Origin of the sequence: Labedella populi, assembly GCF_004078655.1 — a bacterium.
Taxonomy (GTDB): Bacteria; Actinomycetota; Actinomycetes; order Actinomycetales; family Microbacteriaceae; genus Labedella; species Labedella populi.
Map to the genome: position 1 here is coordinate 1 of NZ_RZNC01000002.1, position 24956 is coordinate 24956.

At 69.5% G+C, this 24956-nt stretch carries 26 protein-coding genes; 14 read left to right on the forward strand and 12 right to left on the reverse strand.

Going from position 1 to position 24956, the window contains the following annotated elements:
- Positions 1-506, reverse strand: a 506-nt coding sequence (locus tag ELQ92_RS05685) for a MarR family winged helix-turn-helix transcriptional regulator (protein ID WP_128498061.1), incomplete at its 3' end; no start/stop codon positions are given.
- A 98-nt stretch (positions 507-604) separates the two neighbouring features.
- On the opposite strand from ELQ92_RS05685, the gene ELQ92_RS05690 reads away from it, so the two are divergent.
- From ELQ92_RS05690 to ELQ92_RS16245, 5 genes are all read left to right on the forward strand, one after another.
- Positions 605-1177: an NADPH-dependent F420 reductase gene (locus tag ELQ92_RS05690; RefSeq protein ID WP_128495533.1), complete on the forward strand. Its 573-nt coding sequence runs from the start codon at positions 605-607 to the stop codon at positions 1175-1177.
- A 71-nt stretch (positions 1178-1248) separates the two neighbouring features.
- A complete protein-coding gene (locus tag ELQ92_RS05695; protein ID WP_128498062.1) occupies positions 1249-2163 on the forward strand; it encodes a VOC family protein in 915 nt (304 codons plus the stop codon).
- A complete protein-coding gene (locus ELQ92_RS05700; protein ID WP_128498063.1) occupies positions 2160-2813 on the forward strand; it encodes an alpha/beta hydrolase in 654 nt (217 codons plus the stop codon). The genes ELQ92_RS05695 and ELQ92_RS05700 overlap by 4 nt, the downstream gene beginning before the upstream one ends.
- Positions 2813-3847 carry an LLM class flavin-dependent oxidoreductase gene (locus tag ELQ92_RS05705; RefSeq protein WP_128498064.1) on the forward strand — a complete coding sequence of 345 codons (1035 nt, stop codon included), beginning with the start codon at positions 2813-2815 and terminating at the stop codon, positions 3845-3847. Before ELQ92_RS05700 ends, ELQ92_RS05705 begins: the two co-directional genes overlap by 1 nt.
- Positions 3848-4136: 289 nt before the next feature.
- Entirely contained in the window at positions 4137-4292 is a 156-nt protein-coding gene (locus ELQ92_RS16245) for a hypothetical protein (protein ID WP_166426724.1), read from the forward strand.
- An 11-nt stretch (positions 4293-4303) separates the two neighbouring features.
- Here the strand turns inward: ELQ92_RS16245 and ELQ92_RS05710 are convergent, their stop codons facing one another.
- Together ELQ92_RS05710 and ppk2 are read right to left on the reverse strand one after the other, a co-directional pair.
- Complete coding sequence (locus tag ELQ92_RS05710) at positions 4304-5926, reverse strand: glycerophosphodiester phosphodiesterase family protein (RefSeq protein WP_166426725.1); 1623 nt, start codon at positions 5924-5926, stop codon at positions 4304-4306.
- A gap of 148 nt (positions 5927-6074) precedes the next feature.
- On the reverse strand, positions 6075-6896 hold the full coding sequence (gene ppk2 / locus ELQ92_RS05715) for a polyphosphate kinase 2 (protein WP_128498066.1): 822 nt from the start codon (positions 6894-6896) through the stop codon (positions 6075-6077).
- 219 nt (positions 6897-7115) lie between these two features.
- Here ppk2 and ELQ92_RS05720 point away from each other — a divergent pair, with 219 nt between their 5' ends.
- Entirely contained in the window at positions 7116-8009 is an 894-nt protein-coding gene (locus ELQ92_RS05720) for a DUF808 domain-containing protein (RefSeq protein WP_128498067.1), read from the forward strand.
- A 94-nt stretch (positions 8010-8103) separates the two neighbouring features.
- Positions 8104-8814 carry an Atu4866 domain-containing protein gene (locus ELQ92_RS05725; RefSeq protein WP_128498068.1) on the forward strand — a complete coding sequence of 237 codons (711 nt, stop codon included), beginning with the start codon at positions 8104-8106 and terminating at the stop codon, positions 8812-8814.
- 33 nt (positions 8815-8847) lie between these two features.
- Here the strand turns inward: ELQ92_RS05725 and ELQ92_RS05730 are convergent, their stop codons facing one another.
- From ELQ92_RS05730 to ELQ92_RS05745, 4 genes are all read right to left on the reverse strand, one after another.
- Positions 8848-9219 (reverse strand): DUF7882 family protein, encoded by a 372-nt coding sequence (locus ELQ92_RS05730; protein WP_128498069.1) that lies wholly within the window; start codon positions 9217-9219, stop codon positions 8848-8850.
- Between the two features lie 345 nt (positions 9220-9564).
- On the reverse strand, positions 9565-9903 hold the full coding sequence (locus ELQ92_RS05735; protein ID WP_128498070.1) for a DUF7882 family protein: 339 nt from the start codon (positions 9901-9903) through the stop codon (positions 9565-9567).
- A gap of 113 nt (positions 9904-10016) precedes the next feature.
- Positions 10017-10235 carry a DUF2795 domain-containing protein gene (locus tag ELQ92_RS05740; protein WP_128498071.1) on the reverse strand — a complete coding sequence of 73 codons (219 nt, stop codon included), beginning with the start codon at positions 10233-10235 and terminating at the stop codon, positions 10017-10019.
- A gap of 5 nt (positions 10236-10240) precedes the next feature.
- Positions 10241-10510 carry a hypothetical protein gene (locus ELQ92_RS05745; protein ID WP_128498072.1) on the reverse strand — a complete coding sequence of 90 codons (270 nt, stop codon included), beginning with the start codon at positions 10508-10510 and terminating at the stop codon, positions 10241-10243.
- 280 nt (positions 10511-10790) lie between these two features.
- On the opposite strand from ELQ92_RS05745, the gene ELQ92_RS05750 reads away from it, so the two are divergent.
- Together ELQ92_RS05750 and ELQ92_RS05755 are read left to right on the forward strand one after the other, a co-directional pair.
- Positions 10791-11144 carry a DUF7882 family protein gene (locus ELQ92_RS05750; RefSeq protein ID WP_128498073.1) on the forward strand — a complete coding sequence of 118 codons (354 nt, stop codon included), beginning with the start codon at positions 10791-10793 and terminating at the stop codon, positions 11142-11144.
- 128 nt (positions 11145-11272) lie between these two features.
- Entirely contained in the window at positions 11273-12154 is an 882-nt protein-coding gene (locus tag ELQ92_RS05755; RefSeq protein WP_128498074.1) for a manganese catalase, read from the forward strand.
- A 98-nt stretch (positions 12155-12252) separates the two neighbouring features.
- Here the strand turns inward: ELQ92_RS05755 and ELQ92_RS05760 are convergent, their stop codons facing one another.
- Positions 12253-12621 (reverse strand): hypothetical protein, encoded by a 369-nt coding sequence (locus ELQ92_RS05760; protein ID WP_128498075.1) that lies wholly within the window; start codon positions 12619-12621, stop codon positions 12253-12255.
- 218 nt (positions 12622-12839) lie between these two features.
- Between ELQ92_RS05760 and ELQ92_RS05765 the strand changes: the two genes are divergently transcribed.
- Both ELQ92_RS05765 and ELQ92_RS05770 read left to right on the forward strand, forming a co-directional pair.
- Positions 12840-13175, forward strand: coding sequence for a DUF7882 family protein (locus ELQ92_RS05765; protein WP_128498076.1), 336 nt, complete (start codon positions 12840-12842; stop codon positions 13173-13175).
- 47 nt (positions 13176-13222) lie between these two features.
- Positions 13223-14173, forward strand: coding sequence for a hypothetical protein (locus ELQ92_RS05770; protein WP_128498077.1), 951 nt, complete (start codon positions 13223-13225; stop codon positions 14171-14173).
- Positions 14174-14239: 66 nt separating this feature from the next.
- Here ELQ92_RS05770 and ELQ92_RS05775 read toward each other — a convergent pair whose 3' ends face one another.
- The 3 genes from ELQ92_RS05775 to ELQ92_RS05785 all read right to left on the reverse strand — a co-directional run bounded on the left by ELQ92_RS05775 (position 14240) and on the right by ELQ92_RS05785 (position 20658).
- Positions 14240-15016: a DNA-formamidopyrimidine glycosylase family protein gene (locus ELQ92_RS05775; protein ID WP_128498078.1), complete on the reverse strand. Its 777-nt coding sequence runs from the start codon at positions 15014-15016 to the stop codon at positions 14240-14242.
- Complete coding sequence (locus ELQ92_RS05780) at positions 15009-19901, reverse strand: Lhr family ATP-dependent helicase (RefSeq protein ID WP_128498079.1); 4893 nt, start codon at positions 19899-19901, stop codon at positions 15009-15011. Before ELQ92_RS05780 ends, ELQ92_RS05775 begins: the two co-directional genes overlap by 8 nt.
- A gap of 97 nt (positions 19902-19998) precedes the next feature.
- Positions 19999-20658, reverse strand: a complete 660-nt coding sequence (locus ELQ92_RS05785; RefSeq protein WP_128498080.1) for an alpha/beta hydrolase — start codon at positions 20656-20658, stop codon at positions 19999-20001.
- Positions 20659-20834: 176 nt separating this feature from the next.
- Here ELQ92_RS05785 and ELQ92_RS05790 point away from each other — a divergent pair, with 176 nt between their 5' ends.
- From ELQ92_RS05790 to ELQ92_RS05800, 3 genes are all read left to right on the forward strand, one after another.
- Positions 20835-21422, forward strand: a complete 588-nt coding sequence (locus ELQ92_RS05790; RefSeq protein WP_128498081.1) for an NUDIX hydrolase family protein — start codon at positions 20835-20837, stop codon at positions 21420-21422.
- An 88-nt stretch (positions 21423-21510) separates the two neighbouring features.
- Positions 21511-22857 (forward strand): maltokinase N-terminal cap-like domain-containing protein, encoded by a 1347-nt coding sequence (locus ELQ92_RS05795; protein ID WP_128498082.1) that lies wholly within the window; start codon positions 21511-21513, stop codon positions 22855-22857.
- Between the two features lie 71 nt (positions 22858-22928).
- Positions 22929-24368, forward strand: coding sequence for a hypothetical protein (locus tag ELQ92_RS05800; protein WP_128498083.1), 1440 nt, complete (start codon positions 22929-22931; stop codon positions 24366-24368).
- Positions 24369-24398: 30 nt separating this feature from the next.
- Here ELQ92_RS05800 and ELQ92_RS05805 read toward each other — a convergent pair whose 3' ends face one another.
- Positions 24399-24893 (reverse strand): GNAT family N-acetyltransferase, encoded by a 495-nt coding sequence (locus ELQ92_RS05805; protein WP_128498084.1) that lies wholly within the window; start codon positions 24891-24893, stop codon positions 24399-24401.
- Positions 24894-24956: the final 63 nt, after the last annotated feature.

Consider the following 24956-nt stretch of genomic DNA (forward strand, 5'->3'; position numbering starts at 1 on the left):
TCGCCGATGGTGCTCGGCTCGTCGTGCGCCGCGGAGGCGAGCATCTTTCCGTCCGGATCGAGTCTCGTCAGGAGAGCGGCGGAGATTGCCGACAGCTGCGAGACCTGATCCGCCGTCAATGCGTCGATCACCATGGCGCGCACGTTCTCGACATGCCCGGGAGCCGAGGCGACGACCTTCTTCCAGCCGGCCTCGGTCAGCTCGATGTTCGTCGCCCGCTTGTCCTCGGCGCACGGGTACCGGGTGACGAAGCCGCGCTCGGCGAGCCGACTGATGACTTTCGAGAGCCGCGGCAGCGACGCGTTCGTCCGCGCGGCGAGTGCGGAGGACCGCAGCACGCGTCCCGGTGCCTCCGAGAGCATCGCGAGAGTGAAGTAGTCGAAGTGCGTGAGCGACGCGTCGTGCGTCAACTGTGCATCGAGTGCAGCGGGTAGTAGTTCGAGCACGGCGGAGAATCGGACCCACGCTTCTCGTTCGGGGTCGCTCAGCCATCGGGTATCCGTCATGGAACCATTCTATCCAAAAGGTTGCATCTACAAGCATTTCGTCGTACATTAGTTGTACCGACAATCATTTGGCCCTCGGGTCACGAAGGAGCAACAGCATGAGCACCGTCACCATCTTCGGAACCGGCAACATGGGAACCGCCATCGCAGGAGTCGTCGCCGCCGGCGGCGCATCGGTCCAGCACATCGGTCCGGATGAGACCGCGACGATCCAGGGCGAGGTCGTCGTTCTCGCCGTGCCGTACGCCGCGCTCGCCCCGATCGCCGCCGCGTACGCCGACCAGCTCGAGGGCAAGATCGTCGTCGACATCACGAACCCTCTCGACTTCGAGACGTTCGACGCCCTGGTCGTCCCCGTCGGCAGCTCCGCCGCCGCCGAGCTCGCGGCCCTCGTCCCCGGCGCGAAGGTCCTCAAGGCCTTCAACACGACGTTCGCCGGCACCCTCGCCGCAAAGAAGGTCGGACCCGTGGACACGACCGTCCTCATCGCCGGCGACGACGCGGACGCCAAGGGCACCCTCGCGGCCCTCGTGTCCGCAGGCGGCGTGAAGGCCATCGATGCCGGATCGCTCAAGCGCGCTCACGAGCTCGAAGCGCTCGGCTTCCTGCAGCTCACCCTCGCCGCCGGCGAGAAGGTCAGCTGGACCGGCGGCTTCGGCGTCATCAACTGAACCCGTCCCCTCCGTCCCGACGAGACCGCCGGGACGGAGGGGCTCCTCATCTCCAGGAAGAAGACACCGCCATGACCACGTCTCCCGCGGAGGACATCCTCGCTGCCGACACCACGATGGGAGCCGTGACCCTCCGGGTCGGCGACCTCGAGTCGATGTCCGGCTACTACTCGCAGGCGTTCGCGATGGAGCCTCTCGAGGAGAGCAGCCGCGGAGGGGAGATCCACCGCGTGCTCGGCCGCGGTCGTGCGCCGCTCGTGAAGCTCGTGCACACCCCGGGTCTTCCCGGAGTCGACCCGCGCCAGGCCGGCCTCTTCCACACGGCGTTCCTCTTCGAGGACGCCGCAAGCCTCGCCGCGACCGTCTATCGTGCGGCGCAGCTGCCCTCGAGTCGGTTCGTCGGATCGAGCGACCACCTCGTCAGCGAGGCCTTCTACTTCACCGACCCGGAGGGGAACGGTGTGGAACTGTACACGGACCGCGATCGATCCGTGTGGATCCGTGACGGTTCCGAGATCCGGATGGCCACCGCGTATCTCGACCCCAACGCCTATCTCCGGGAGCACCTCACCCAGAGCGCCGTCGACGCCGGACCGGGTCTCGCCGGCCGCGTCGGGCACGTGCACCTCCAGGTCGGCGACGTCGACACGGCCAGAGCTTTCTACGTCGATGCGTTGGGCTTCGAGACGACCCAGACGTCGTACCCGGGCGCATTGTTCGCCTCGGCCGGCGGATACCACCACCACGTCGCGATGAACGTCTGGAACAGCCGAGGCGCTGGACCGCGAGCCGCGAGCCTCGGGCTCGGCGACGTCTCGATCACCGTTCCCGCCCGGCAGGAACTCGAGGCACTCGAAGGCCGTCTCGCGTTCCGCTCGGTGCCGTTCTCGTCGGACGGGCGTTCCGTCGTCGTGACCGATCCGTGGGGTACCCGGGTCACGATCGCGCTTCCCGACGTCACGACCGAGGAGGTGCTCGCACGATGAGCGCATCACAACTTCACGCTGAGCGTTCACGCGAGTGGACGTCCGCGATCGGCTCGACGTCGGCTGTCGCCGTCTTCCTCCACGGGTACGGATCGAACGAGTACGACCTGACCGGGCTCGCATCGGCCCTCGGGCTCACCCTTCCGTGGGTGTCGCTCCGTGCACCGGTCGAGATCGGCGGCGGGGGAGCAGCCTGGTTCACCATCACGAGGCCCGGTGACCCCGACGCCCTACCTGTCGAGGAGGCCACGGCCGCGATCTGGGCATGGGTCGACGAGAACATCCCGAGCGCGGTGAAGATCGTCCCGATCGGCTTCTCGCAGGGCGGGCTCATGGCGAGTCAGCTGCTGCGCACCCGACCCGATCGGGTCGTCGCGCCGGTCGTGCTCGGCGGATTCGTGCTCGGCGCGCCGCAACCCGCCGACGGCGTCCTCGAGTCCGACCGTCCGGCCGCTTTCTGGGGTCGAGGCGCTGAGGACCGCGTCATCACGACCGCGGCCGTCGAGCGGACCGCGACATTCCTCCCTCAGCACAGCTCCCTCGTCGCGCGCGTGTACCCCGGACTTGCACACGGCATCAGCTCAGAGGAACTCGCGGACGTCCGTGATTTCCTCATCACGCACGTCGGCGTGGACGCCGTCTCACGCTGATGGACCCCGTCGAACCGTTCGAGATCGGCGTCTTCACCTTCGGTGAGCTGACCAAGGACGCCGCCGGGCGACCGATCGACCCTGCTCGGCGCTTGGCCGATGTCCTCGAGTGGGCGCGGGTGGCCGACGAAGCCGGGCTCGACGTCTTCGGCGTCGGAGAACACCACCGTGACGACTTCGCGATCACTTCGCCACAGATGGTGCTCTCGGCCATCGCCGCGCAGACCAGCCGGATCCGGTTGACGAGCACGGTAACCGTGTTGTCGAGCTCTGACCCTGTGCGTGTCTTCGAGGACTTCGCGACACTCGACCTCCTGAGCGGCGGCCGCGCGGAGATCACGGCGGGGCGCGGCGCGTACGTCGAATCATTCCCGCTGTTCGGTCAGGCGCTCGAACGCTACGACGAGTACTTCGAGGACCGCTTGGACCTGCTTCTGCGCATCCGTTCGAGGAATCCGGTCACGTGGTCGGGGACGACGCGCCCTCCGCTCGACAACGTCGGCATCTGGCCGCGTCCTCTCCAGGATGAACTCCCGATCTGGATCGCTGTCGGCGGTACGCCGGCGTCCGTCGTCCGAGCAGCGACGAAAGGGCTGCCCCTGTACCTCGCGATCCTCGGAGCTCCGGAACGGTTCGCGCCGCTCGCCGACCTGTACAGGACGTCCGCCCGCCAGGCGGGTCGTGAGCCGAGCCGCATCGCGGTCACGTCGCACTTCTACGCGGAGCCGACATCTCAGGGCGCCCGCGACAGGTTCTTCCCGCACTACTCGTCGTACATCGAGCAGAACATGCCGAGGACGGGCCGGCTCGATCGTCAAGCGCTGGACGCCTGGGCGGGGCCGCGAGGTGCGCTCTTCGCCGGCAGCCCGGCCGAGATCGTCGACAAGATCCTCTGGGAGCACGAGATCCTCGGGCACACGCGGTTCCTCGCCCAGGTCGGACTCGGGGGGCTCTCTCGACGGGACACGCTCGCCTCGATCGAACTGCTCGCCACGGAGATCCTGCCGGCGGTGCGCGCGGAACTCGCCGTCTGACGACGTGAGTGCGCCTACCGGCGAGAGGGAACTCGCTGCCAGAAGAAGCTGCGACGCCGCCTCTTTCATCGACGACGGTGTTCGTGGGAGCGGCCGCGACTACTCGACGGGCTGTACCCGCGGACCTGAATATCCGAATTGCGTGTCGGCCAAACGATGGACAAGGTGCCGTCGATCTGCCTATCCTCGTGAGTCGTCAGGGAAGCTCCGGCGCTGGGGAATCGGAATGGTCAAACCCCCGAGCGTGTGACGTGACCACGACCTACCGTGACCGTCGAGGAGGAAAAGGATGGATGACGAGTATCTCGCGCCCGCAGGCGCGGCGCCGCAGCCGGCCGGCGGCCGTCGCAGCATTTCCGCGCGAGCCGGTGACGGGGGAGAGTTCGTCGACCTCGACGCGTGCGATCTGATGGGCGCGGGCAGCGGGGCCGAACTCGGCCGCTGACGATGGAGCGTTCACGGACGAGCACCGTCGCCCCCGAGTACGGGCGAGTCGATGCGGTCGGTGATGATGCCGTCGACACCGAGGTCGAGTAGCGCGCGGATCTCGAGGTCGTCGTTGACCGTCCACGCGTAGAGGGGTGCGCGGCGATCGTGCGCGTCGGCGATCATCGCTGCGGTCACCGAGGCCTGCTCGACCACGAAGAAGTCGGCCCCGATCCGGGGAAGTTCGCCCGAGTACATCGCGAGGGCGACACCCACGCTGAGGTCTGGGCGCAGGCGCTCGAGAGTCCGCACGGTCTCCACGTCCAGGGACTGGAACGTGTTCCGGCCGTCGAGTGCCCCGAGAGCGTCGAGTCGACGGAGCGCCCTCTCGACGAAATCGGGAGTCTCCTGCCCGGTCACCTTGAACTCCAGGAGGAGCGGGACGCCGAGGTCGTGCGCCCGCCGGACGTAGTCCTCCATGGTGGGGATCGTGTCGCTGCGGCCATGCATGCTCACGGTCGTCCGGGTGAGTTCACTCGTCGTCATTTCGGAGACGGAGCGGTCGATCCCCGCGAGCACGAGCAGATTGGTGTCGTGAGCCGCGACGAAGTCGCCGTCCGCCGTCTGCTGGATGTCGACCTCGACGACGTCGGCTCCCCGGCGTGCGGCGGCTTCGAGACCCGAGATCGTGTTCTCCGGTCCGCCGCGGTCGTAGCCGCGGTGTGCGATGACGAGGGGACCGTCGGCTTCTCCCGCTGACGACGCGGTCGGGGCGACGACCGACCCCGAGATCGTGAGCGCCACCGCGCCGAGGGCGATCACGACCGTCGCGCGTGCCGGCGACCACGCCGCTGGCCGGTGCGACGCGACGGCAGTCGACGGGGGTGTGTATCGGGACGTCACGAACGCGACGGCGATGGCGAGTGACGCGAGGACAGACACGAGACCCGAGACGATGGTGGCGTCGGGAGGTATCACCGCGGTCGCGACGGCGACGACCGCGACGGCGCACGCGGGACCTCGCAATCTCCGGAGGGATTCCCTCGCCTCGCGTCGCGCGCGGCGAACGGAACGGGGCTCTCCGTCATTGCTCCACGACAGCAGCATGATGACGGCGAACGACGCGAGTACCGTCGCCGTCATCATGGCGACCCAGAGCGCCCCGGACAACGGCGCTTTGAGGAACTCGCGGGCGATGAACGGCGGGATGGACAGGCTCGCGGTCAGGGGAGAGAGGACTCCGAAACCCGCGAGGGGACTGAGCAGGGCGAGAGGGACGGCGAGGAGGGCGAGGCCCGACCGCGTCCAGTGCCGGAGGATCACCGCCGCGCGTGTGAGAACCGCACGGACGGTCCGAGCATCGTCGAACCCGCGTGCCACGACGGCGAGTGTCAGCGCCGTCCATACGAGAGCGGATGCGACGGACACGAGCAATGCCGCCGAGCCGAAAAGCCACGCGACAGGGGAGGTCAGGAGCGCCGGGAACGAACCGGGCGACACCGCCTCCACTCCGGCGGCAACTGCGGCGGCGCCGAGCAGCTCGTGCACGGCCGGTCGCCCGATGATCAGGCAGGTCGCATACACGCCGACGAGGACGGCCCACACCCGGAGCGGTGTGTGGGCGAGCGACCGGACCGCAACTCGAACGTCCATCGGTCCTCCCCTCATCTCGTCCGGACCGGGTGAGCCGGACCCTCTCCACCATCGCGCGCGCCGGGCACGCGGAGAATCCCCTTGACGGGCGGCGCCGGAATCGGGAAGACCCCGGATCGAGGAGGAGCGGGGATCGCGACGGACCGCGTTACAGCGACGCGGCGTGGTCCGGCACGAACCGGTGATCGTCGATGGGCGGTCGCGCGGTTCCCTCGGCCGCCGGTCGATCGGGGAAGTGGACCTCGTCGGGGTCGAGCCGGTCGTAGGGGATCTGGCTCAGCAGATGGTTGATCGTGTTGAGCCGGGCCGCTTTCTTGTCGTCGCTGTTGATCGACCACCACGGAGCGGCTTCGTGGTCCGTGACCTCGAACATGGCGTCCTTCGCCTCCGAGTAGTCCTCCCACTTCGTGATGGACAGCAGATCGGTCTCCGAGAGCTTCCATCGCCGCATCGGGTCGTTCAGGCGGGAGTGGAACCGCTTCTCCTGCTCCGTGTCCGAGACGGAGTACCAGTACTTGAGGACGATGATGCCGTCGTCGACGAGCATGCGCTCGACGATCGGGACCTGCGCGAGGAAACGGTCGTACTCCTCGTCGGTGCAGTAACCCATGACCTTCTCGACACCCGCGCGGTTGTACCAGGACCGGTCCATGAGGACGATCTCCCCGGTGGTCGGAAGCCGCTCGATGTAGCGCTGGAAGTACCACTGGCCCTTCTCGCGCTCCGTGGGCTGCGGCAGGGCCACGACGCGTGCGCTCCGGGGGTTGAGGTACTGCATGACGCGCTTGATCGCGCCACCTTTTCCGGCGGCGTCTCGTCCCTCGAAGATCACGAGGACGCGCGCGCCCGAGGCCGTGATCCACTGCTGCATGCTCACGAGCTCGGTCTGGAGCCGCCGCAGCTCCTTCTCGTACTTCTTCTTGTCGACGCGCTTCTGCTTCTTCTTGCTGGATGTCTTCTTGTCAGACACGGATGTCCCTCTGGTGTGATGTCACGGGGATGGAGCCACCCGGATGGGTCAGCTGAGGCTACGTGCTTTCGAGCCGGGCCCATCGGGGTTGCGCTCGCGGCTCGGAAGCGGAGCGGGCACGACAGTCCCTGCCGACGGGACGGGCTCGGGTACGGTTGTCGAGCGACACCCGTATTCCGGAAGTCGCGACGAACACCACGGAACAACGAGGAGAAGCACATGTCGGTCGGTCTGCTCGCCGTCGTCGATGACATCTTGACCGCCGCACTGAAGGCGAGCGCGAAGACGGCCGGCGTCGTCATCGATGATGCGGCCGTCACGCCGCAGTACGTGCAGGGGATCACGCCGGCGCGCGAATTGCCCGTGGTCTGGAGGATCGCGCTCGGCAGCATCGTCAACAAGTTCGTCATCATCATCCCGATCGCGCTTCTGCTCACGGCGTTCGCGCCCGGAGTGCTCCCGTTCCTCCTCATCATCGGTGGCGGCTTCTTGTGCTTCGAGGGCGCCGAGAAGGTGCTGGAGTGGTTCGGGATGCACCACGAGTCGGCCGAGGACGAGCCGCGCGACGAGAAGAGGCTCGTGTTCGGCGCCATCCGCACGGACCTCATCCTGAGCACGGAGATCATGCTCATCGCCTTGACGGGTCTCCCGACCGAGTTCAGTATCTGGATGACGCTCGGCGCCCTCCTGATCATCGGCCTCGGCATGACCGTCCTCGTCTATGGCGCCGTCGCCCTGCTCGTGAAGATCGATGACATCGGATTGCGCCTGATGAAGAGTGAGTCGCGGCAAGTGAGGCGCACGGGTGCTCGTGTCGTCGCGTCCATGCCCGCGGTCTTCCGCGTGATCAGTGTCGTCGGTACCGTCGCGATGCTGTGGGTGGGCGGACATCTCGTGATCGCGAACCTCGCAGAGACGTTCTGGCACGGTCCCTATGACGTGGTGCACGTCGTCACGCACGCGATCGAGGCTTCCGGGCCCGTCGTGATCTGGATCGTCGACACCGCGCTGTCGGCCGTGTTCGGTCTTGCGCTCGGTCTCGTCATCGTCGGCGTCGTGATGGGCGTGTCGCGGGTCGCGCGGCGGGGCGTGACCGCCGACGCCTCGCACTGACTCGGAGGACGGGTCCGGCGGCGCAGACAGGGTGCACCGCTCCTGGGGGCGCGGCGCCCTCCCTCCCCGAGCCCCTGTCCGTCACACTCGGGGAATGATCCGAAGTGAGAAGACGACCGAGCAACGGGCTGGTCTCGTCGTGACGGGCGGCGTCGTCGCGATGTCGGTGGATGGACGCGACGCGGCATGGCGCTGGGAACGACGGGACCTCGTCGTCGTCGCCGACCGGATCGTGTCCGCGACTTTCCCCGTCGAGGGGGCCGAGGTGATCCGCGCGGAGGGCGCGTTCGTCGTCCCCCTCCAGGTCGAGTCCGCTCTGCGCCAGGGAGGCCGGGCGCGCGCGATCGAAGCCCGTCTCGAACCGGCGAATCCTGCGACCTTCGCGGTCGTGCGGCGGCGTGTCACCGATCAGGAGATCCGCCGGATGCTCGTGGTCGCACCGCACGACCTGGAGGCGGTGCTCGTCGACGGGCACATCGAGGCCCGCGATGGCAGACCGGTGCGAGCGGCGGGAGCGGACGTCGCAGACGGCGCCGTCTCAGCGACGTGGGTCGGTGTCTGGAGCGACGTGTCACGGGGGCTGGATCAGCATCTTCTCCCGACGGGTCGTTACACCGAGACCCGTGGCGGCCGTGTCGACGCGTACACCGGCCGCTACTGGGTTCGAGGCGAACGCATCTCCTACCTCGACGACTCGGGGTTCTGGGCGTTCGGAGAGCTCCTCGGCGGCGTGCTTCATCATGCCGGCTTCGTCATGACGAGGGGGGCGCCGCACGAGAACGGCCCCACGTCCACCTTCGGGTGAGTCGTGGGGCCGTGCTGCGTAGCGGTGTCGCGCTCAGCCGAGCGCGGTCACGGGGGCGAGGGATTCACGCGAGTCGGTCGCCCGCGCCGTCGCGAACGACGCGTCGTTCCCCGGCTCCTGGGCCAGAACGATGCCGTTGACGGAGTACGACTGCTGCATGAGCTCCTCGAGCCAGGTGCGGTTGAGGCTCTGCGAGGCGTCGGCGTCGTAGTCGAACTCGAGCGGGGACGCCGGCGAGAGCCACACGGTGCGGCGGCGCCGTGAGCCTCCCTGCTCGATGAGGAATGTGAGGAGCAGGCTCTCCTGCCGCCGGAACCGCTGCGCGATGGTGTGCTGCAGGTGGGCGAGCTGACGGTCGTCGATCTCGAGCGTCGTGGCGGTCGTGCCGTACGTGAACATGGCCATGAGGGGATCCTTCCGGCGGGACGACCACATCGTGTGCGATCGTCTCGGAGTCGTGCGTTGCGGCGAGGACGCGTGTCGCGTCAGCGGGGCGGGATCGCGGACCTCCGGGAACGTCATTCTCGTGCGGAGAAGGGAAGGAGATCAGCGTGGGGGACGGCGCGAGAGTCAGCGCCGGATGTGTCGGATGAGCCGCGACCAGCAGGAGCCGTACGGATCTGCACGGGGTATCACACAGGACGTGGGGTTGTCGCTCTCCGTGCCATCAGTCTTTCACGACCCCGGGACCGATGGAAGAGGTGCTGACAGCAGTGGAGGGGATGGTCAGGAACCGGCCCCGCTTCGCCGTCAGATGTGACCGCGGAGGCTCGACGCGGGGCCGTGGGCCTGGCCGGGTTCGTCCGTGAAAATGAGTCCCGTTCCGCTGTTGGCCGAGGCGTTCAGCGCGTCGATCCATTCGCGGTTGATGGCCGGCGCGCGGCTGCCGGTGAACTTGAAGTAGAGGGGGATGGCGCGGTCGAGCCAGATCGCCGAGCGGCCGTCGCCCACGGCGGGATCGTCCTTCCAGGAGAAGAAGAAGCTCTCACCGCGTCGCAGCTTGTTGCCGATGACGATCTGCAGATGGGCAAGCGACCGGTCGTCGATGTCGATGTCGATGTCGGAGTCTCCGTACACGAGTTTTCCCATTGTGCGGCTCCTCGTGATCAGGGCTCATCGCCCGCAGTAGTTCGTCCCACCCTAACGCCGCGATCCCACCAGGGCGAGTGGACGGCCGACGCTCGCCCGTGCCCCCGATGGGGTCAGCGGTCGCGGAGTGCGCCGCGGAGCGCGTCTGCGTCCGCGAAGACCGAGTCGGGGAGCGACCGCAACTCGCCGATGAGCCGTGGCGTCGCATGCGCGAGGATCGCCTGCAGGAGCAGGTCTGAGCGCGCCGCGGGGAAGGCAATGCCGCGAGCGAAGACCGCGATGTCGTCGAGGTACCGTGTCGTCTCGGTTTCCCTGTCATCCGCTCCGGTCATCGCCCTCACGACGCCTCCCGGAAGGTGCGGCGCTGCCGCAGTCGCTCGGTCACGGCCTCGAATGCCTCGTCGAGTGCCGCATAGGTCGTGCACGAGCCGGGGAACGGCCACATCCACAAGACCTCGAAACCGACGTCGTTCTGCTCGACGTAGGCGATCAGGCGGGTGGCATCGTCATCCGGGAGATCGGCGTCGCACACGCGCCACGAGGACTCGGTGAGGGCGATCGTCTCCACGGTCCGGCGGCTCGGCCGCAGCGGTGTCGTGATCGTCATGGTGAGCCCCCTCTCTCGTGTCATTACAGCTTCGTCGACCGCGGACGAGGGAGCCGGGGTCTTGACAGTTCTGAGCGGGTCTGTTAGCTGTCGCGGGGCCCCGGGCCGACGTGAATGTTGGCCCGGACCAAGTCCGCTCTTGTCAAGCCTCTTAGCGGCCCCGCGGATTTGCCTAGCGTGAGGAAAGTGAATGTACCCCTCGACCGCGCACGCGCGATTCCGTCCGACCGTAACGACCTCCTCACCCCGACGGCGTCGGATGACCACGAGGTGAAGTGAGATGGCGACCCTCATCGTGGGAGCCGACGAGTTCACTCTCGACGATCGCCTCCTCGAGCATGTGAAGTTCGTCGCGACTCAGAAGCTGCGGCGCAACGAGTCCTTCCTGCTGACGTGGAGTTACCCGGCCGACCAGGGCTCGGGGCGGCGCTCTGTGTGGATTCACGAGGGCTCCATGCTGCACTTCCGCTTCACGAAACAGCGCTCCATCGCCCTCAACGCGGAGTGGCTCCACAACCTGCTCGAGGCGTCCCACTCCGTCCGGGGACTCAACCTGGACGACGTGCCGGAGCCGAAGACGGGTGCAGCTGCGGCGCCTGAGGCGCAGCAGGAGGGAGTCGGCCGCAGGTCCTGAGGCGGGACGCATTGTAGGGAGCGGATCCGTCAACGCAAAGCCGTGGACCCGTGCGGGGGGTGCGGACCTACCGTGAGACAGGGCCGGGAATGAACCGGCCCGTCCACCACGAGAGGAAAACAGGCCAGATGTTCTTCCACCGGCAAGAAATGCAGCACAAGGCGACACCCGACGCACCGGACGCGGTCTACGCCCGCAAGCTTCAGGAGGTCCTCGGCGGTCAGTACGGCGAGATCTCCGTGGCCATGCAGTACAGCTTCCAGGCATGGAACATGCACATCCCCGGAAAGTACCGCGATCTCGTCTACGGGATCGCGGCCGAAGAGTTCGGGCACGTCGAGATGCTCGCCGTCATGATCGCGCAGCTCCTCGAGAAGGCGCCGCTCGGGATCACCGACGACGCCGTCCAGTCCGACCCCACGGTGGCGGCGGTCATCGGCGGTACGGACATCCAGCACGGCATCGTCGCCGGAGCGGGCGCGCGCCCCGTCGACAGCATGGGGAACCCCTGGCAGGGCAGCTACATCACCGCGAGCGGGAATCTCCTCGCCGACTTCACGGCGAACGCCAACGCCGAGATGCAGGGTCGACTCCAGGTGGCGCGGCTGTACCACATGACCGACGATTCGGGCGTCCGGGACCTGCTGAAGTTCCTCCTCGCCCGCGACACGATGCACCAGAACCAGTGGACCCGGGCGGCCATGGAGTTGCAGGAGGAGGGCCTCGAGCTCCTGCCCGTGCCGAGCAACTTCCCCATCAAGAAGGAAGACAGGGACGTGTCGTACGAGTACATCAACTTCTCCGACGGCGAGCACGCGAAGGATGGCTCGTGGGCGTCTGGCCCCACCCCGGACGGCAAGGGCGAGTTCAGCTACCTCGACGGTCCGCAGTCGACGGTGCCGATGCCTCCCCCCACGCACCCCGACTCGCGCTTCTACGGCACGACCGAGCTGCCGAACCGCGTCGAGAAGATGGCTGGTGCGGTGCAGGACGCCCTCCACAAGGAGTAGTCGTCCGACGTACGGGACGACCCCGGACCGTTCGGTCCGGGGTCGTCCCCCGTTTCAGCAGGGGTGCGGCCGTTCCGGCCGCTCGAATCACGTTGCGGTCACAGCCATTCGATCGAGTCCTCGTCGGCGTCGACGGCGACCTCGTCGAGGGTGCTGGACCCCGCGCGCGTCGAGATCGCGCGGGGCGCCGCGAGCTCCGACGTCATCGCCTTGAGGCGTGCGACGAGGACGTCGTCGCGGATCTCCTCGCCGAGTTCCTCGTCCTCGGCGACGTCCTCGGCGACGAGTTGGCTCGCGGGGCCGACGAGCAGCGTCGCCCGGGCGGACGACCCGTCTGCGCGACGAATCGGGATGCTCACGGTCTGCGCGGAGTCCACCCGCGCAAGCGCCGCAGCGTACTCGAGCAGCGCGCGCGCCACCTCGGTGCCGGTGACGAGGGTGTCGTTCGTGTAGTAGATGCGCTGCATGCTTCCAGTGAACGCGGGGGTCCGAGGACGGTCAACCCCGTCGCGCTCGGGCTGAGACGTGCAAACGCGCGCGGAGAGCTCGGCCCGGCGTGGTCTCCTCGGCGTTCTCGGGATGGGGCCGCCGAAAGTCAAGTGGCAAAACGGGGGAGGCGGAAAACGCGCACACTGAGTCTCGACCGGTTCGCCGATGCGGTCACACCATTGTGAGGGGATGTCCCATGGGAATGCTCAAGTACGGAACACGCGAGATCGCCCTTGAGGACCGTCTTCTCGCGCACATCAGTGTGATCGTCACGCAGAAGTTGCGGCGTCGGGAGAGCTTCCTGCTCACGCTCCAGGCCTCCGACTTTCGGATGGCGACGGAGGCCCTCTGGATCAGCTGTAACAGCGATATCTCGTTCGCCTACTCGGGGAACCGGGTGCCGTCACTCAATCAGGCCTGGTTGGAGCAGATGATGACGCAGTCGTTCTCGGCGCACGGCTTGGACCTCGCGGCCCACACGGAGCCTGCAGCGGCCGGTCGCTCGGAACGCGTCGGCGCTCGAGCCTCCTGAGCGGGCGGTTCGGCGGGCGACACTGTCCGCGGCCATACGATGGTGCGATGACGTCTTCGGCATCCGCTGTCCCGCCCGTGACCTCGAGCGACGGTGCGACGCCGCCCGTCGCCCTGCTCCTCGACGTCGACGGACCGATCGCGAGCCCGGACACCCGGACGGTGCGGCTCGAGCAAATCGCCGCCGACCTCGCGGCGCTCGCGAACGCCGGTGCCCTCGTCGTCTTCAACACGGGCCGTGCCGCCGCCTTCATCCGAGACGTCGTCGTCCCCGCAGTGAGGGGCGCCGGCCTCGATTCGGGTCACCGGCTGTGGGCCGTCTGCGAGAAGGGCGCCGTGTGGTTCGGGTTCGATGCGGATTCACTCGACGAGCCGGAGGTGGATCGGGCGCTCGCCATGGACACGGACCTCGAGACGTGGGTCGAGGGGCGAGTGGCGGAGAACTATGCGGACACGATGTTCTTCGACCGCGAGAAGCTCGCGATGATCTCCGTCGAGCAGATCGTCGAGGTGTCGCGTGCCGTCTACCACGAGGCCCAGGTGCGGTTCGACGAGGACGTCCGCCAGCGGGTGCTCGCAACGGGCGGCGGCGTGCAGAGGGAGGCGGAGGTCGACCTCGGCGGCGCGGGGCGTGTGACGGTCCGCATCGACCCCACCATCATCTCGACCGACATCGAGCACCCGGCACTCGGTAAGGACCTCGGCGCTCAGCGCGCGATCCTGCTCGCGCGCGAGCACGGGCTCAACATCCCGCGCGTGTGGCGGACGATGGGCGATTCGCGGTCCGACTACGCGATGGCCGATTGGCTGCATGCCAACGGATACTCGGTGGCGCACGTCGACGTACGGCCGGCCGACGGGATCCCCTCGACGCCCTACCCGGTGCTCACGGCCGCCGACGGCCTGATTCACGACGACGCGGCTGCGGTCTTCCTCGCCCGCTGGCGGACGATCACCGCAAAGTCGCGGTGGGCGGTCGACGAGACGCCCGACGCCTGATCGAGCGCCGCGGGGGTCTGCGCCCGACGCCGCTGTTCCTCACCCGACCGGGGTGCGCCTGCAGGGCTACGTCTGGCAGTAGGGGCACCAGTAGGTGACGCGCAGTGCCAGCTCGTTCGCGCCGAGCTCACCCTTCCGGATGCGCGTCCCGCACCGTCGGCACGGTTTGCCGTCGCGACCGTAGACCCAGACCTGTCGGCCCGGGCGGAGGTCGCCCGTCGTGGTGCGCTCGACTCGATCGCGATTCGCATGGATGAGACGATGCGCGAGCTCGACGGTGCGGGGGACGTCGACCTCGCCGATGGGCCGGGTGGGGAGCGCCCCCCGCAGGAAGCACAACTCGTTGACGTACTCGTTGCCGAGGCCGGCGAGGTTCCGCTGGTCGAGCAGGGCCACGGCGACGGGGCGCGCGGGATCCGAGCCGAGTCGGTCGATCGCCTCGCGCGCGTTCCAGTCCGGGCCGAGCAGATCCGGACCGAGATGCCCGACGACGTCGTTCTCGCGGTCGCGCGGGATGAGCTCGGTGACGCCGAGCTCGAATCCCACCGCCGTCCAGGTCTCGGTGCCGACGACCGCCCGCACGGTGTGGTCGGGCCGGCGCCAGGGAGACTCGGGACGGTAGAGGTGCCACGACCCCTCCATCTTGAGGTGCGTATGCAGGGTGAAATCGCCCACGCGGTGGAGGATGTGCTTCCCGCGGGCGACGACCTCGTGGATCGGCTCGCCGCGGAGATCGGTCGTCGCGAACGCCGGGACGCGGAGGTCCCAGAGCGTGACGACGTCGTCCGCGAGTGCACGGTTGAGCTGCGCGACCGTGCGGTAGACGGTGTCTCCCTCAGGCACGTCTGATCCTCAGGCCCCGCGGCGTCTCGACGAAACCGGCCTCCCGCAACGGCAGGGCGAGCGGGCTGCCGAGGGCGAATTCGCCGTTGACGTTCTCGACGGAGAGCTTCTCGACGCGGCCGTCGCGGACGATGTTCGCGAGCGAGACGGCGGCGTCGTGGACGAGTTGCTCGTCGGGGGTGAACGCGAGCAGGGAGGAGCCCCCGCGCTCAAGGTAGAAGACGATCTCGCCATCGACGATCGTCACGAGGCCTCCGGCCTTGCGACCGGGGCGGTGCTTCGTGCCGGTCGTCTCGGTGCTCGGCCAGGGGAGTGAGGCTCCGTACGGGTTGGCGGGGTCCGTGGCGGCGAGTGTCACCGCGGTGAGCTTCTCGCCCGGCTTCTCGCCGCGGGGCTCGGACCGGACGAAGGTGCGCACCCGATCGACCGTTCCCGAGGTCGAGAACTGGGCGGCGCCGAGTCCGTCGATGATGTAGCCGCGGCGCGCACGGCCCTTCTCCTCGAAGCCGCTCAACACCTTGTAGGCGAGGGCGAAGCCGCCCGGCACGCCCTCGGTCGCGACCGACCCGCGCGTGACGATCCCGTAGCGATCGAGCAGGATCTCGGCGGTGGCGGCGGCCCGGATGGTCGGGTCGCCCTCGGCGAGCGGCAGGATCGACCAGCGACCGCCGAGACGCGGCCCTCCGACTCGCGTCGTCATGGTCGGCCGCGGTACCGAGCGGCCACGGTAGGTCCGCGCGCGCGGCGTCGCCCGGGTGGCGCGATGAGAGCCTCCGCCGCCCGTGAGCGTGCGCAGAGGGCTGAACGTGTCGTTGGTGATGAGGCCGGCCCAGACGAGGTCCCAGATCGCGGCGACGAGTGCCTTGTCGTCTGCGGCTCCCGTGCTCTCGGCGAGCTGACCGAAGAAGTAGGCCCCGCCCGTCCCGAGCGCGAGGAGCACCTCGCGCTGGAGGGCGTCGGGCTCGTGGTCGCGCGCGATCGGGAGGGTGACGGGCGCCGCGTCCGCCGGGTGGAGCGCGACCCAGCCGTCGTTACCGGGGAGTGAGCCGGCGCCGGACCAGGAGACCTCGCCCGTCGCCGTGAGCTCGTCGAGCATCGCGGGGGAGTAGTCGCGCACCCGCTGCGGAAGTACGAGCGACTCCCACGCCGACGCGGGGATCGGCACACCGGCGAGTTGCTCCACCACGGTGAGTACGCCGTCGACGCCGCGGAGTGAACTCCCGACGTGCTGCCACACCGGCAGGAAGCGCGCGAACGTCTGCTGGTCGACCGGCTCGACCTCGTGTCGGAGCGCAGCGAGAGAGCGGACCCGCAAGCGCCGCAGGACCTCGGAATCGCACCACTCGTCGTCGTCCGCACCTCGTTCCCGTGCCGCGGTGAGGAACTCGCCGCTGACGATGCGCCGTTCGTCCGCGAGGCGACCGAGCGTGTGGCGCGCGACGGCCGGCCCGAGGCCGAATCGCCGCGCGACGGCGGCCGTCGTGAAGGGGCCGTGCGTGCGCGCGTAGCGCGCGACGAGGTCGCCGAGCGGATCGGTGACGGGTTCGATGAACGCGACAGGGACGCCGATGGGCAGCGGCACGCCGAGCGCGTCGCGCAAGCGCGACGAGTCCTCGATGGCCGACCACCACTCCGCTCCGGCGAAGGACGACCGGATGACGCGCTTCGCCGACTCGAGCCTCCGCAGGTGCACGAGCGCTTCGTCGGCGGTGGCGTGGCCGGCATCGAGGTCGATGGACGGGGTCGGCGCGTCGTCGGCGCCATCGGGGCCGCCGAGCGCCGGTGGCGGGGTGGCGGCCGACGCGTCGGGCAGCGCCGCCGCGGGGTGCTCCGCCTCGAGTCGGGCCGCTACCTCGTCGACCGTGAGCGGACCCAGCATGCGCACGAGGTCGGCGACCCCCTCGAGTCCGCGCATGCGGCGCTCCGGGAGGAGCCGTTGCAGCTCGAGTTCGGTGCGGGTGATGACGCCCGGGTCGAGCAGTTCGCGGAGCTCGACGTTGCCGAGCAGCTCCGAGAGCATGCCCTGGTCGAGGGCGAGAGCGGCCGCCCGGCGCTCGGCGAGCGGGCTGTCGCCCTCGTACATGAACGCGCCGACGTAGCCGAAGAGCAGCGAGGCCGCGAAGGGGGACGGCGTGTCGGTCGTGGTCTCGACGACGCGGACCGCGCGAGATCCGATGCGCTTCGCGAGATCGAGCAGGGCCGGGAGGTCGTACACGTCCTGCAGGCACTCGCGGACCGTCTCGAGCAGGATCGGGAAATCGGGGTACCTCTTCGCCACGTCGAGGAGCTGGGCCGAGCGCTGCCGCTGCTGCCACAGTGGGGCTCGGGAACCCGGCCGCCGGTTGGGAAGCAAGAGCGCTCGCGCCGCGCACTCACGGAAGCGCGACGCGAAGAGCGCGGAACCGCCGACCTCGTCGCGCACGATGGCCTCGAGCTCGTCCGGGTCGATCACGAAGAGGTCGGCTCCGGGGGGCTCGGCATCGGTGTCCGGGATCCGCACGATGATGCCGTCGTCGCTCGCGGTCGCGCCGCCATCGACGCCCAGGCGTTCACGGACGCGCGCCGCGACGGCGAGAGCCCAGGGGGCGTGGACGTGCATGCCGTAGGGCGAGTGGAGGATGACGCGCCAGTCGCCGAGCTCGTCGCGGCTGCGTTCGACCACGAGCGTGCGGTCGGTCGGGAGGTGGCCCGTCGCTCGTTTCTGCTCCGAGAGGTACGTGAGGAGGTTGCCGACGGCGCGCGTGTCGAGTCCCGCCGCGGAGAGACGGTTCTCCGCCTGTGTCGGCGTGGCCGAATCGGTCTCGCGCACGAAGGCCCCGATCGCCTCGCCGAGCTCTGCGGGGCGGCCGAGCCCGTCGCCCTTCCAGAACGGCAGCCGCCCCGGCTGACCGAACGCCGGGGTCACGAGCACGCGATCGTGGGTGATCTCCTGGATGGTCCAGCTCGTGGCGCCGAGGGCGAACACGTCGCCGACCCGCGACTCGTAGACCATCTCCTCGTCGAGCTCGCCGACCCGGGTGCCGCCCTTCGCGTCGCCCCCCACCATGTGGACGGCGAACATCCCGCGGTCGGGGATCGTGCCGCCACTCGTCACGGCGAGGCGCTGCGCGCCGGGCCGCCCGGTGAGCGTCCCCGCGTCGCGGTCCCAGACGAGGCGCGGCCGGAGCTCGGCGAAGTCGTCGCTCGGATACCGTCCCGCGAGGAGGTCGAGGGTCGCCTCGAACGCCGAGCGCGGGAGGGAGCGGAACGGCGCGCTCCGCCGCACCGTCTCGAACCACGTCTCGACTTCGACCGGCTCCAGCGCGCACACGGCGACCGTCTGCTGGGCGAGCACGTCGAGCGGGTTCGCCGGGACCGAGAGCCGTTCGATCTGACCCGTGACCATGCGCTCCGTGGCGACGGCCGTGCTCACGAGATCCGAACGGTGCTTCGGGAAGAGGACGCCGCGGGAGATCTCGCCGACCTGGTGACCTGCTCGCCCCACGCGCTGCAGGCCGCTCGCGACAGACGGCGGCGTCTCGACCTGGACGACGAGGTCGACGTCGCCCATGTCGATGCCGAGTTCGAGGCTCGACGTCGCGACGACGCACCGCAGCCGGCCCGTCTTGAGCGCGTCCTCGATGTCGGAACGCTGCTCCTTGGAGACGGAGCCGTGGTGCGCCCGTGCGAGGGGAGCGCCCATCGCCTCGGTGGAGACCCCGGGTTCGAGGAGGGCGGTGCCCGCGCGCGAACCCGCGGTCTGCCCACTCCCGCCCATGAGTGCGGCCGGAGCTCGTCGAGGCGCCCCAGCGGGAGCGCCGCCACCGCTGCTGCCATCACCGCCGCTGCCACCATCGCCGTCGCCCATCGGTTCTGGGGCGTTGCGCTCCTCCCAGATCTCGTTGAAGCGAGCGGTGAGGCGCTCGGCGAGACGGCGGGAGTTCGCGAAGACGATCGTGGACCGATGCTCGAGTATGCGATCGACGATGGCTTCTTCGACGTGAGGCCAGATGGAGCCCGTGCGTTCGCCGTCGGGGATGAGGGCCCCGGCGGTCGCGCCCTCCCGCGGACCGGAAGCGTCTCGTGCGGAGTCTCCAGCGCCGGGATCCGTCATGTCGTCGACCGGCACCACGACCGTGAGGTCGAAGCGCTTGTCCGCCGTCGGCGCGACGATCTCGACGGCGGCCCGGCCGCAGAGGAAGCGCGCCACCTCCTCGTGCGGCCGCACGGTCGCCGACAGGCCGATGCGTTGCGCGGGCTTCTCGAGCAGATCGTCGAGGCGCTCGAGCGATACCGCGAGGTGGGCGCCGCGCTTGCCGCCGGCGAGGGCATGGACCTCATCGACGATCACGGTGTCGACGTCGCGCAGCGTCTCACGAGCGGCCGAGGTGAGCAGGAGGAACAAGGACTCGGGCGTCGTGATGAGGATATCGGGCGGGTTCTTGAGGAGTGCGCGCCGCTCCGCCTGAGGGGTGTCGCCGGAGCGCACGCCGACCCGGATGTCGGGGACGTCGAGTCCGAGCCGCTTCGCCGTCTGCGTGACGCCCACGAGGGGTGACCGGAGGTTGCGCTCGACGTCGACACCGAGGGCCTTGAGCGGCGAGATGTAGAGGACGCGCGTGCCGGTTGCGGTTTCGTCGACCGCTGTCTTCTTCTTCGTCGTCGTCGCTGGCCGCGTCGACGCCGCGGTCGTTCGAGCGGGAACGGCCCCTGACGCGATGAGCCGGTCGATCGACCAGAGGAACGCGGACAGCGTCTTGCCGGAGCCGGTGGGTGCGACGACGAGCGCGTGCGAGCCGCGCGAGATGGCGTCCCACGCGCCGGACTGGGCCCGGGTGGGTGCGTCGAACGCCCCCTGGAACCACTCACGCGTGGCGGGGGAGAAACGATCGAGGACGTCGCTCACGGATTCATGCAAACACACACCACCGACACCGGGTACACGGTCGCTCAGGGCGACGCCCTCGTGTAGGGCGGAGGCGGCGTTCGCCGAGACTCGGGGATCAGAGTTCGCGCGAGATGAAGGCCGAGACGTCGGTGAGCTCCTGGGGGGAGACGGAGTGGGCGAGCCCCTCGTAGATCCGGCCCGTGAGCGTCGAGTGTCGTGGCAGCCAATCCGTCGTCCGCAGCACGGCGGCCGCCGGGATGACGGTATCGAGGGTTCCCCGTCCCCAGAACACGGGTGGGGCTGCGGCCGCGAGCGCCTCGTCGCCGTCGTGGTCGAGCGTCGGGACGAAACCGGCGAGCGTCACGGCGTAGCGGAATCGATCGGGAGCGGCGCGGAGGAGCTGGAGAACGAGGGATCCGCCCTGCGAGAAGCCGAGGAGGCCGATCGACGTGGGAGCCACTTCGAGCCGGTCGAGCCACCGCAAGACCGCGTCGACGGCCTCGTCGACGCCCGACGGGTCCGGCGCGCCGGTGGGGTCCACGGCGCCCGGAGTGTCGAGCGCATACCAGGACCACCCGAGGAGCGGCCAGGGCGCTGCGAGAGGAGCGCGCAACGACGCGATCACGGGCTCGAGCGGCAGACCCGTTCCGAGGCCGAAGAGATCGCCCTCGTTCGATCCGTAGCCGTGGAGGAGGACGAGGAGCGGGCGATCGACCCGGTCCGTGGGCCCCGCAGACCACAACACGGCGTCGTCGTCGATCTCGACGGCGCTCATGGACGCCCCCGTCCGTCTTCGACACCGATCACTCGTGGTCCTCCCGTCGTGGACTCCGTTCGGGGTCCGTCCTCTCCAGCGTAACGACGCGCTCCGACGTCGGGTCGCGTGGCGGGCGCGCGCGACTCACGGAGGCCACGCACCCGGACGCCCGCCACGCACGGCAGAATGGCCCAATGGCCGTGAGAACCCCCGATCCCGATCCCGACGTCCCCGAGGAGCCGGCCGAGTCGCCGCGACCATCGGTCAACCCCGGATGGTTGAGCGACATCGAACTCGCCGAGGTGCGGCAGCGCCTCCCTCTCCTCTACGTCGAGGCGGTGCCCGTCCGCGTCGACGGGCTCGGGGTCGTGACCGAGGTGGGTGTGCTCCTCCGCGCGACCCCCACCGGCCAGATGACGCGCACGCTCGTCTCCGGACGCGTGCTCTACGGCGAGACGCTCCGCGAGGCGCTGTTCCGCCACCTCGAGAAGGACCTCGGTCCGATGGCCTTCCCGCAACTCCCCGCGTCGCCCGTGCCCTTCCAAATCGCCGAGTACTTCCCGATTCCGGGCGTCTCCCTGTTCTCGGACGACCGGCAGCACGCCGTGTCCCTCGCCTACGTCGTCCCGGTGACCGGGACCTGCGAACCGCGCCAGGATGCGCTCGAGGTCACGTGGATGACACCGGAGGAGGCGTCGTCGGATGCCGTATCGGCCGAGATGGAGGGCGGCCGCGGCAGCCTCGTCCGCTCGGCTCTCGCTTCCGTCGGCCGCTTGCGCTGATCGCCGGCGCGGCCACCGCCCCATGTCATGACGGACGCATGAAAGCGACCCCTCATGCGGGGGGAGCGGGAGCCGCTACAGTCGCGGCATGAGCGCCGTGGTCACTGTCATCGCCGAATGGATGGCGCGTCAGCGCTGGTATCAGGCGAAGGGCGCCGAACCGGCTCTGAGCGTCGTCGCGAGTCTCGACGGCGGCGCACCGGGGGTGCGGGTCACGGTCTTCCTGCTCCTCGACGAGGCCCCGGCCGAGCCTCTCCTCTATCAGGTGCCCGTCGTGTTCCGCCCCGAGCAGGCACCTGACGCTCAGGGCGCCCTCATCGGAGAGGTCGACGGGCGCTTCCTCTACGACGGTCCTCACGACGCGGCGTACGTGCAGCTCCTCGTGCGCACGATCGCTGACGGCGGTCGGCTCGAGGGCGACGAGGCGCGCGCCGTCGGAGAGCCGGCGGTCGACCCCGGCACGCCGACCGCCTCCCATGTGTTCTCGGGTGAGCAATCGAACACCTCGATCGTCGTCGACGTGGACGGCGGGCCCTTGCCGCACGTGATCGCGAAGGTCTTCCGTCTCATCCACCACGGGGAGAACCCTGACGTCACACTGCAGTCGGGCATCAGTGCGGCCGGATCCGACCGCGTCCCGCGGTCTTTCGGCGTGCTCACCGGATCGTGGCCCGACCCGGGGCGGGCCGACGGAATCGCCGTCGGGCACCTCGCGGCCGTTCAGGAGTTCCTGCCCGGCTCCGAGGACGCGTGGCGCGTGGCCCTCCGCGCGGCGGCGGCCGGCGAGGACTTCTCCGAGAGGGCCCGCGCGCTCGGAGAAGCGGTCGCCGAAGTGCACGAGACGCTCGCCGCCGTCTTCCCTACCGTCGAGACGGGTCCTGCTGATGTCGACGAGGCACTCGCCGTCATGCGGTCGCGCCTCCGGACGGCGACAGCCGAGGTACCGCAGCTCGAGGCGTATCGCGACGCGATCGAGGCGGTCTACGACCGTGCCGCGGGCGCGCGGTGGCCGGACCTTCAGCGGATCCACGGAGATCTGCACCTCGGACAGGTGCTGTGGTCCGATCGCCGGGGTTGGATCGTGATCGACTTCGAGGGTGAGCCCCTGCGCACGATGGCCGAGCGCACCCGCCCCGATGTGGCGCTGCGCGACGTCGCGGGGATGTTGCGCTCCTTCGACTACGTCGCGGGGTCGCTCGGTCAGGACGGGGGGAGCGATGCCGCGGGCGTCGGCGGCTGGGCCGCCGCCGGCCGTGCGTCGTTCTCCGGTGGCTACAGCGCGCGCTCGGGAGTGGACCTCGTGGAGAACCGTGACGTCCTCGACGCCTTCGAACTCGACAAGGCCGTCTACGAGACGCTCTACGAGGCGCGGAATCGACCGGCATGGCTGACTATCCCGCTCGCGGCGGTCGAGCGGCTCGTCGCCTCCGCGTGAGGCATCACGTCTCCTGCACGGGCGTCGTCGCCGCTCGGCGATCTCTCCGCTGCAGTCCGTAGAATCAGGCCATGGGCCTCCCCGAAATCCTCGTGTCTCTCGTCGTCATCGTCGTCGGCATCGGAGCCGTCGCGGGAGTCGTGACCGCTCTCGTGCGGCGGGCGGGACGTCGTCGGATCGCGGCGACCGAGTCGGAGCTGCGCGAGCTCGAGACGCGCGCCGGCAGCGCCCTCGTCCACGCGGATGACCGTGTCCAGGCGAGCGAGGACGAGGTCGGTTTCGCCGTCGCCGAGTTCGGAGAATCCGCGACGGCCGACTTCACGCGAGCGCTCGCTCGGTCGCGGGCGCGACTGCGGGAAGCGTTCGAGCTGAAACAGCGCCTCGAGGACGCCTTCCCCGACACGGTGGACGAGCGACGCGACTGGAACCGGCGCATCATCGAGCTGGCGGCGTCGGCCGAGCAAGCGCTCGCCGAGCAGTCGGCCGCCTTCACGTCGCTCCGCTCGCTCGAGCAGCAGGCGCCGTCGGCCGTGCGGACGGTGCGCGCGCGGATCGCCGAGGTGCAGCCGGGCATCGAGTCGTCGGAGCGGCTGCTGGAGCGGTTGCGTTCCCGGTACTCGGACGACGCGCTGCGTGCGGTGGGCCGCAACCCCTCCCAGGCGAAGGAGCTCGTCGTCTACGCCGAGCGGAGCCTCGAGGTCGCCGAGGACCGGCTCGGGTCGCGCCGGGCCGCCGATGCGACCGTCCCACTGCAGACCCCGGAGGAGGCGGTGCACCGGGCCGGTCAGCTCGTGACCGCCGTGGAGAGGTTCGAGGTCGACGCGTTGCGTGCGGAGTCGACGCTCGCGGCCGTCGTCGCCGATACCGAGTCCGACATCGTCGAAGCGCGCCGATTGCTGTCGACGGTTCGAGAGCCGGCGGCGCGATCCGCGATCGAGTCGGCGGCGGCGCGCGCGGCCGCCGCGCTCGAGGCTCTCTCGCCGATCGCCGACCGTCGCGACCCGCTCGGGGAACTCGAGAGCCTCCGCGAGGCGAACTCCGCGCTCGACCGGGTCGTCGCCGACGTACGCGGTCGCCAGCAGCAGGAGGAGCACTCCCTCGCCGCGATCGGCCCGGCGCTCGACGACGCGGAGCGACAGATCGGCGTCGCCCGCGACTTCCTCTCCGGCTACCGCGGTCCGATCGGGCCGGATGCTCGAACGAAGCTCGCCGAGGCGGAGCGCCTGCTCGACACGCTCGACTCCGCACCGGACGCGACGACGGCGCTCGGTCAGGTCCGCCGGGCCGCGAGTCTCGCGGCGCTCGCCGTGACACTCGGTCAACGCGACATCGAGGCGCATCAGCAGCAGCAGATGCAGCAGCAGTACCAGCAGGGCTACGGAGGCTACGGCGGTTACGGTCGCGGCCGGGGCGGCGGAGGGGACATCCTCGGGGGTGTCGTCGGCGGTCTCGTCATCGGTGGTCTGATGAGCGGCTTCGGAGACGGCGACGGGTTCGACTTCGACTTCTGATGGAGCCGTTTCCGCGTGACCGGTGGACGGTCAGCGGACGAGCCGGACCTCGTGGATGACCTCGCCGAGGAACGGCTCGTCGTGGGCCGCGCCGTCCGGTGCGAAGCCGTTGCGACGGTAGAAGCCGTGGGCGCGAGGGTTGTCCTCCGCGACCCAGAGATACGTCGGCTCCGTGCCGCAGGCCGCGTCGAAGAGCTGCTGTCCGATACCCGTGCCGTGGTAGGCGTGCAGGAGATAAATGAAGTAGAGCTCCCGGGGCCGCGGTGCGTCGTCGTCGCGAGCGGGACCGCACCCGGCGAAGCCGACGATCTCGCCGTCCACGAGGGCCGCGTACTGCACGTAGTCCGGACCCTGGTTCATCCAGTGCGTCCACAACTCGGCCATCCGTCGTGGGGAGAGCTTCTCGAGCGTCGCGGCACTCACGAGATGGTCGTACGTCTCGTGCCAGCAGGTGGCGTGGACACGGCCGAGGGCTTCGGCGTCGACGTCCCGAACGGGCCTCACGGTGGCGGAAATGGTCTCCATGTGCCGACGATACCGGGACGTGCTCGGGCTCCCAAATCGGAGTGGGAGTGGTCGGGAGACGAC

What these genes read in the sequence shown, in the direction of transcription:
- ELQ92_RS05690 (WP_128495533.1), top strand. Translation starts at nt 605, where the DNA reads ATGAGCACCGTCACCATCTTCGGAACCGGCAACATGGGAACCGCCATC.
- ELQ92_RS05695 (WP_128498062.1), top strand. Translation starts at nt 1,249, where the DNA reads ATGACCACGTCTCCCGCGGAGGACATCCTCGCTGCCGACACCACGATG.
- ELQ92_RS05700 (WP_128498063.1), top strand. Translation starts at nt 2,160, where the DNA reads ATGAGCGCATCACAACTTCACGCTGAGCGTTCACGCGAGTGGACGTCC.
- ELQ92_RS05705 (WP_128498064.1), top strand. Translation starts at nt 2,813, where the DNA reads ATGGACCCCGTCGAACCGTTCGAGATCGGCGTCTTCACCTTCGGTGAG.
- ELQ92_RS16245 (WP_166426724.1), top strand. Translation starts at nt 4,137, where the DNA reads ATGGATGACGAGTATCTCGCGCCCGCAGGCGCGGCGCCGCAGCCGGCC.
- ELQ92_RS05710 (WP_166426725.1), bottom strand. Translation starts at nt 5,926, where the DNA reads ATGGACGTTCGAGTTGCGGTCCGGTCGCTCGCCCACACACCGCTCCGG.
- ELQ92_RS05720 (WP_128498067.1), top strand. Translation starts at nt 7,116, where the DNA reads ATGTCGGTCGGTCTGCTCGCCGTCGTCGATGACATCTTGACCGCCGCA.
- ELQ92_RS05725 (WP_128498068.1), top strand. Translation starts at nt 8,104, where the DNA reads ATGATCCGAAGTGAGAAGACGACCGAGCAACGGGCTGGTCTCGTCGTG.
- ELQ92_RS05730 (WP_128498069.1), bottom strand. Translation starts at nt 9,219, where the DNA reads ATGGCCATGTTCACGTACGGCACGACCGCCACGACGCTCGAGATCGAC.
- ELQ92_RS05735 (WP_128498070.1), bottom strand. Translation starts at nt 9,903, where the DNA reads ATGGGAAAACTCGTGTACGGAGACTCCGACATCGACATCGACATCGAC.
- ELQ92_RS05740 (WP_128498071.1), bottom strand. Translation starts at nt 10,235, where the DNA reads ATGACCGGAGCGGATGACAGGGAAACCGAGACGACACGGTACCTCGAC.
- ELQ92_RS05745 (WP_128498072.1), bottom strand. Translation starts at nt 10,510, where the DNA reads ATGACGATCACGACACCGCTGCGGCCGAGCCGCCGGACCGTGGAGACG.
- ELQ92_RS05750 (WP_128498073.1), top strand. Translation starts at nt 10,791, where the DNA reads ATGGCGACCCTCATCGTGGGAGCCGACGAGTTCACTCTCGACGATCGC.
- ELQ92_RS05755 (WP_128498074.1), top strand. Translation starts at nt 11,273, where the DNA reads ATGTTCTTCCACCGGCAAGAAATGCAGCACAAGGCGACACCCGACGCA.
- ELQ92_RS05760 (WP_128498075.1), bottom strand. Translation starts at nt 12,621, where the DNA reads ATGCAGCGCATCTACTACACGAACGACACCCTCGTCACCGGCACCGAG.
- ELQ92_RS05765 (WP_128498076.1), top strand. Translation starts at nt 12,840, where the DNA reads ATGGGAATGCTCAAGTACGGAACACGCGAGATCGCCCTTGAGGACCGT.
- ELQ92_RS05770 (WP_128498077.1), top strand. Translation starts at nt 13,223, where the DNA reads ATGACGTCTTCGGCATCCGCTGTCCCGCCCGTGACCTCGAGCGACGGT.
- ELQ92_RS05785 (WP_128498080.1), bottom strand. Translation starts at nt 20,658, where the DNA reads ATGAGCGCCGTCGAGATCGACGACGACGCCGTGTTGTGGTCTGCGGGG.
- ELQ92_RS05790 (WP_128498081.1), top strand. Translation starts at nt 20,835, where the DNA reads ATGGCCGTGAGAACCCCCGATCCCGATCCCGACGTCCCCGAGGAGCCG.
- ELQ92_RS05795 (WP_128498082.1), top strand. Translation starts at nt 21,511, where the DNA reads ATGAGCGCCGTGGTCACTGTCATCGCCGAATGGATGGCGCGTCAGCGC.
- ELQ92_RS05800 (WP_128498083.1), top strand. Translation starts at nt 22,929, where the DNA reads ATGGGCCTCCCCGAAATCCTCGTGTCTCTCGTCGTCATCGTCGTCGGC.
- ELQ92_RS05805 (WP_128498084.1), bottom strand. Translation starts at nt 24,893, where the DNA reads ATGGAGACCATTTCCGCCACCGTGAGGCCCGTTCGGGACGTCGACGCC.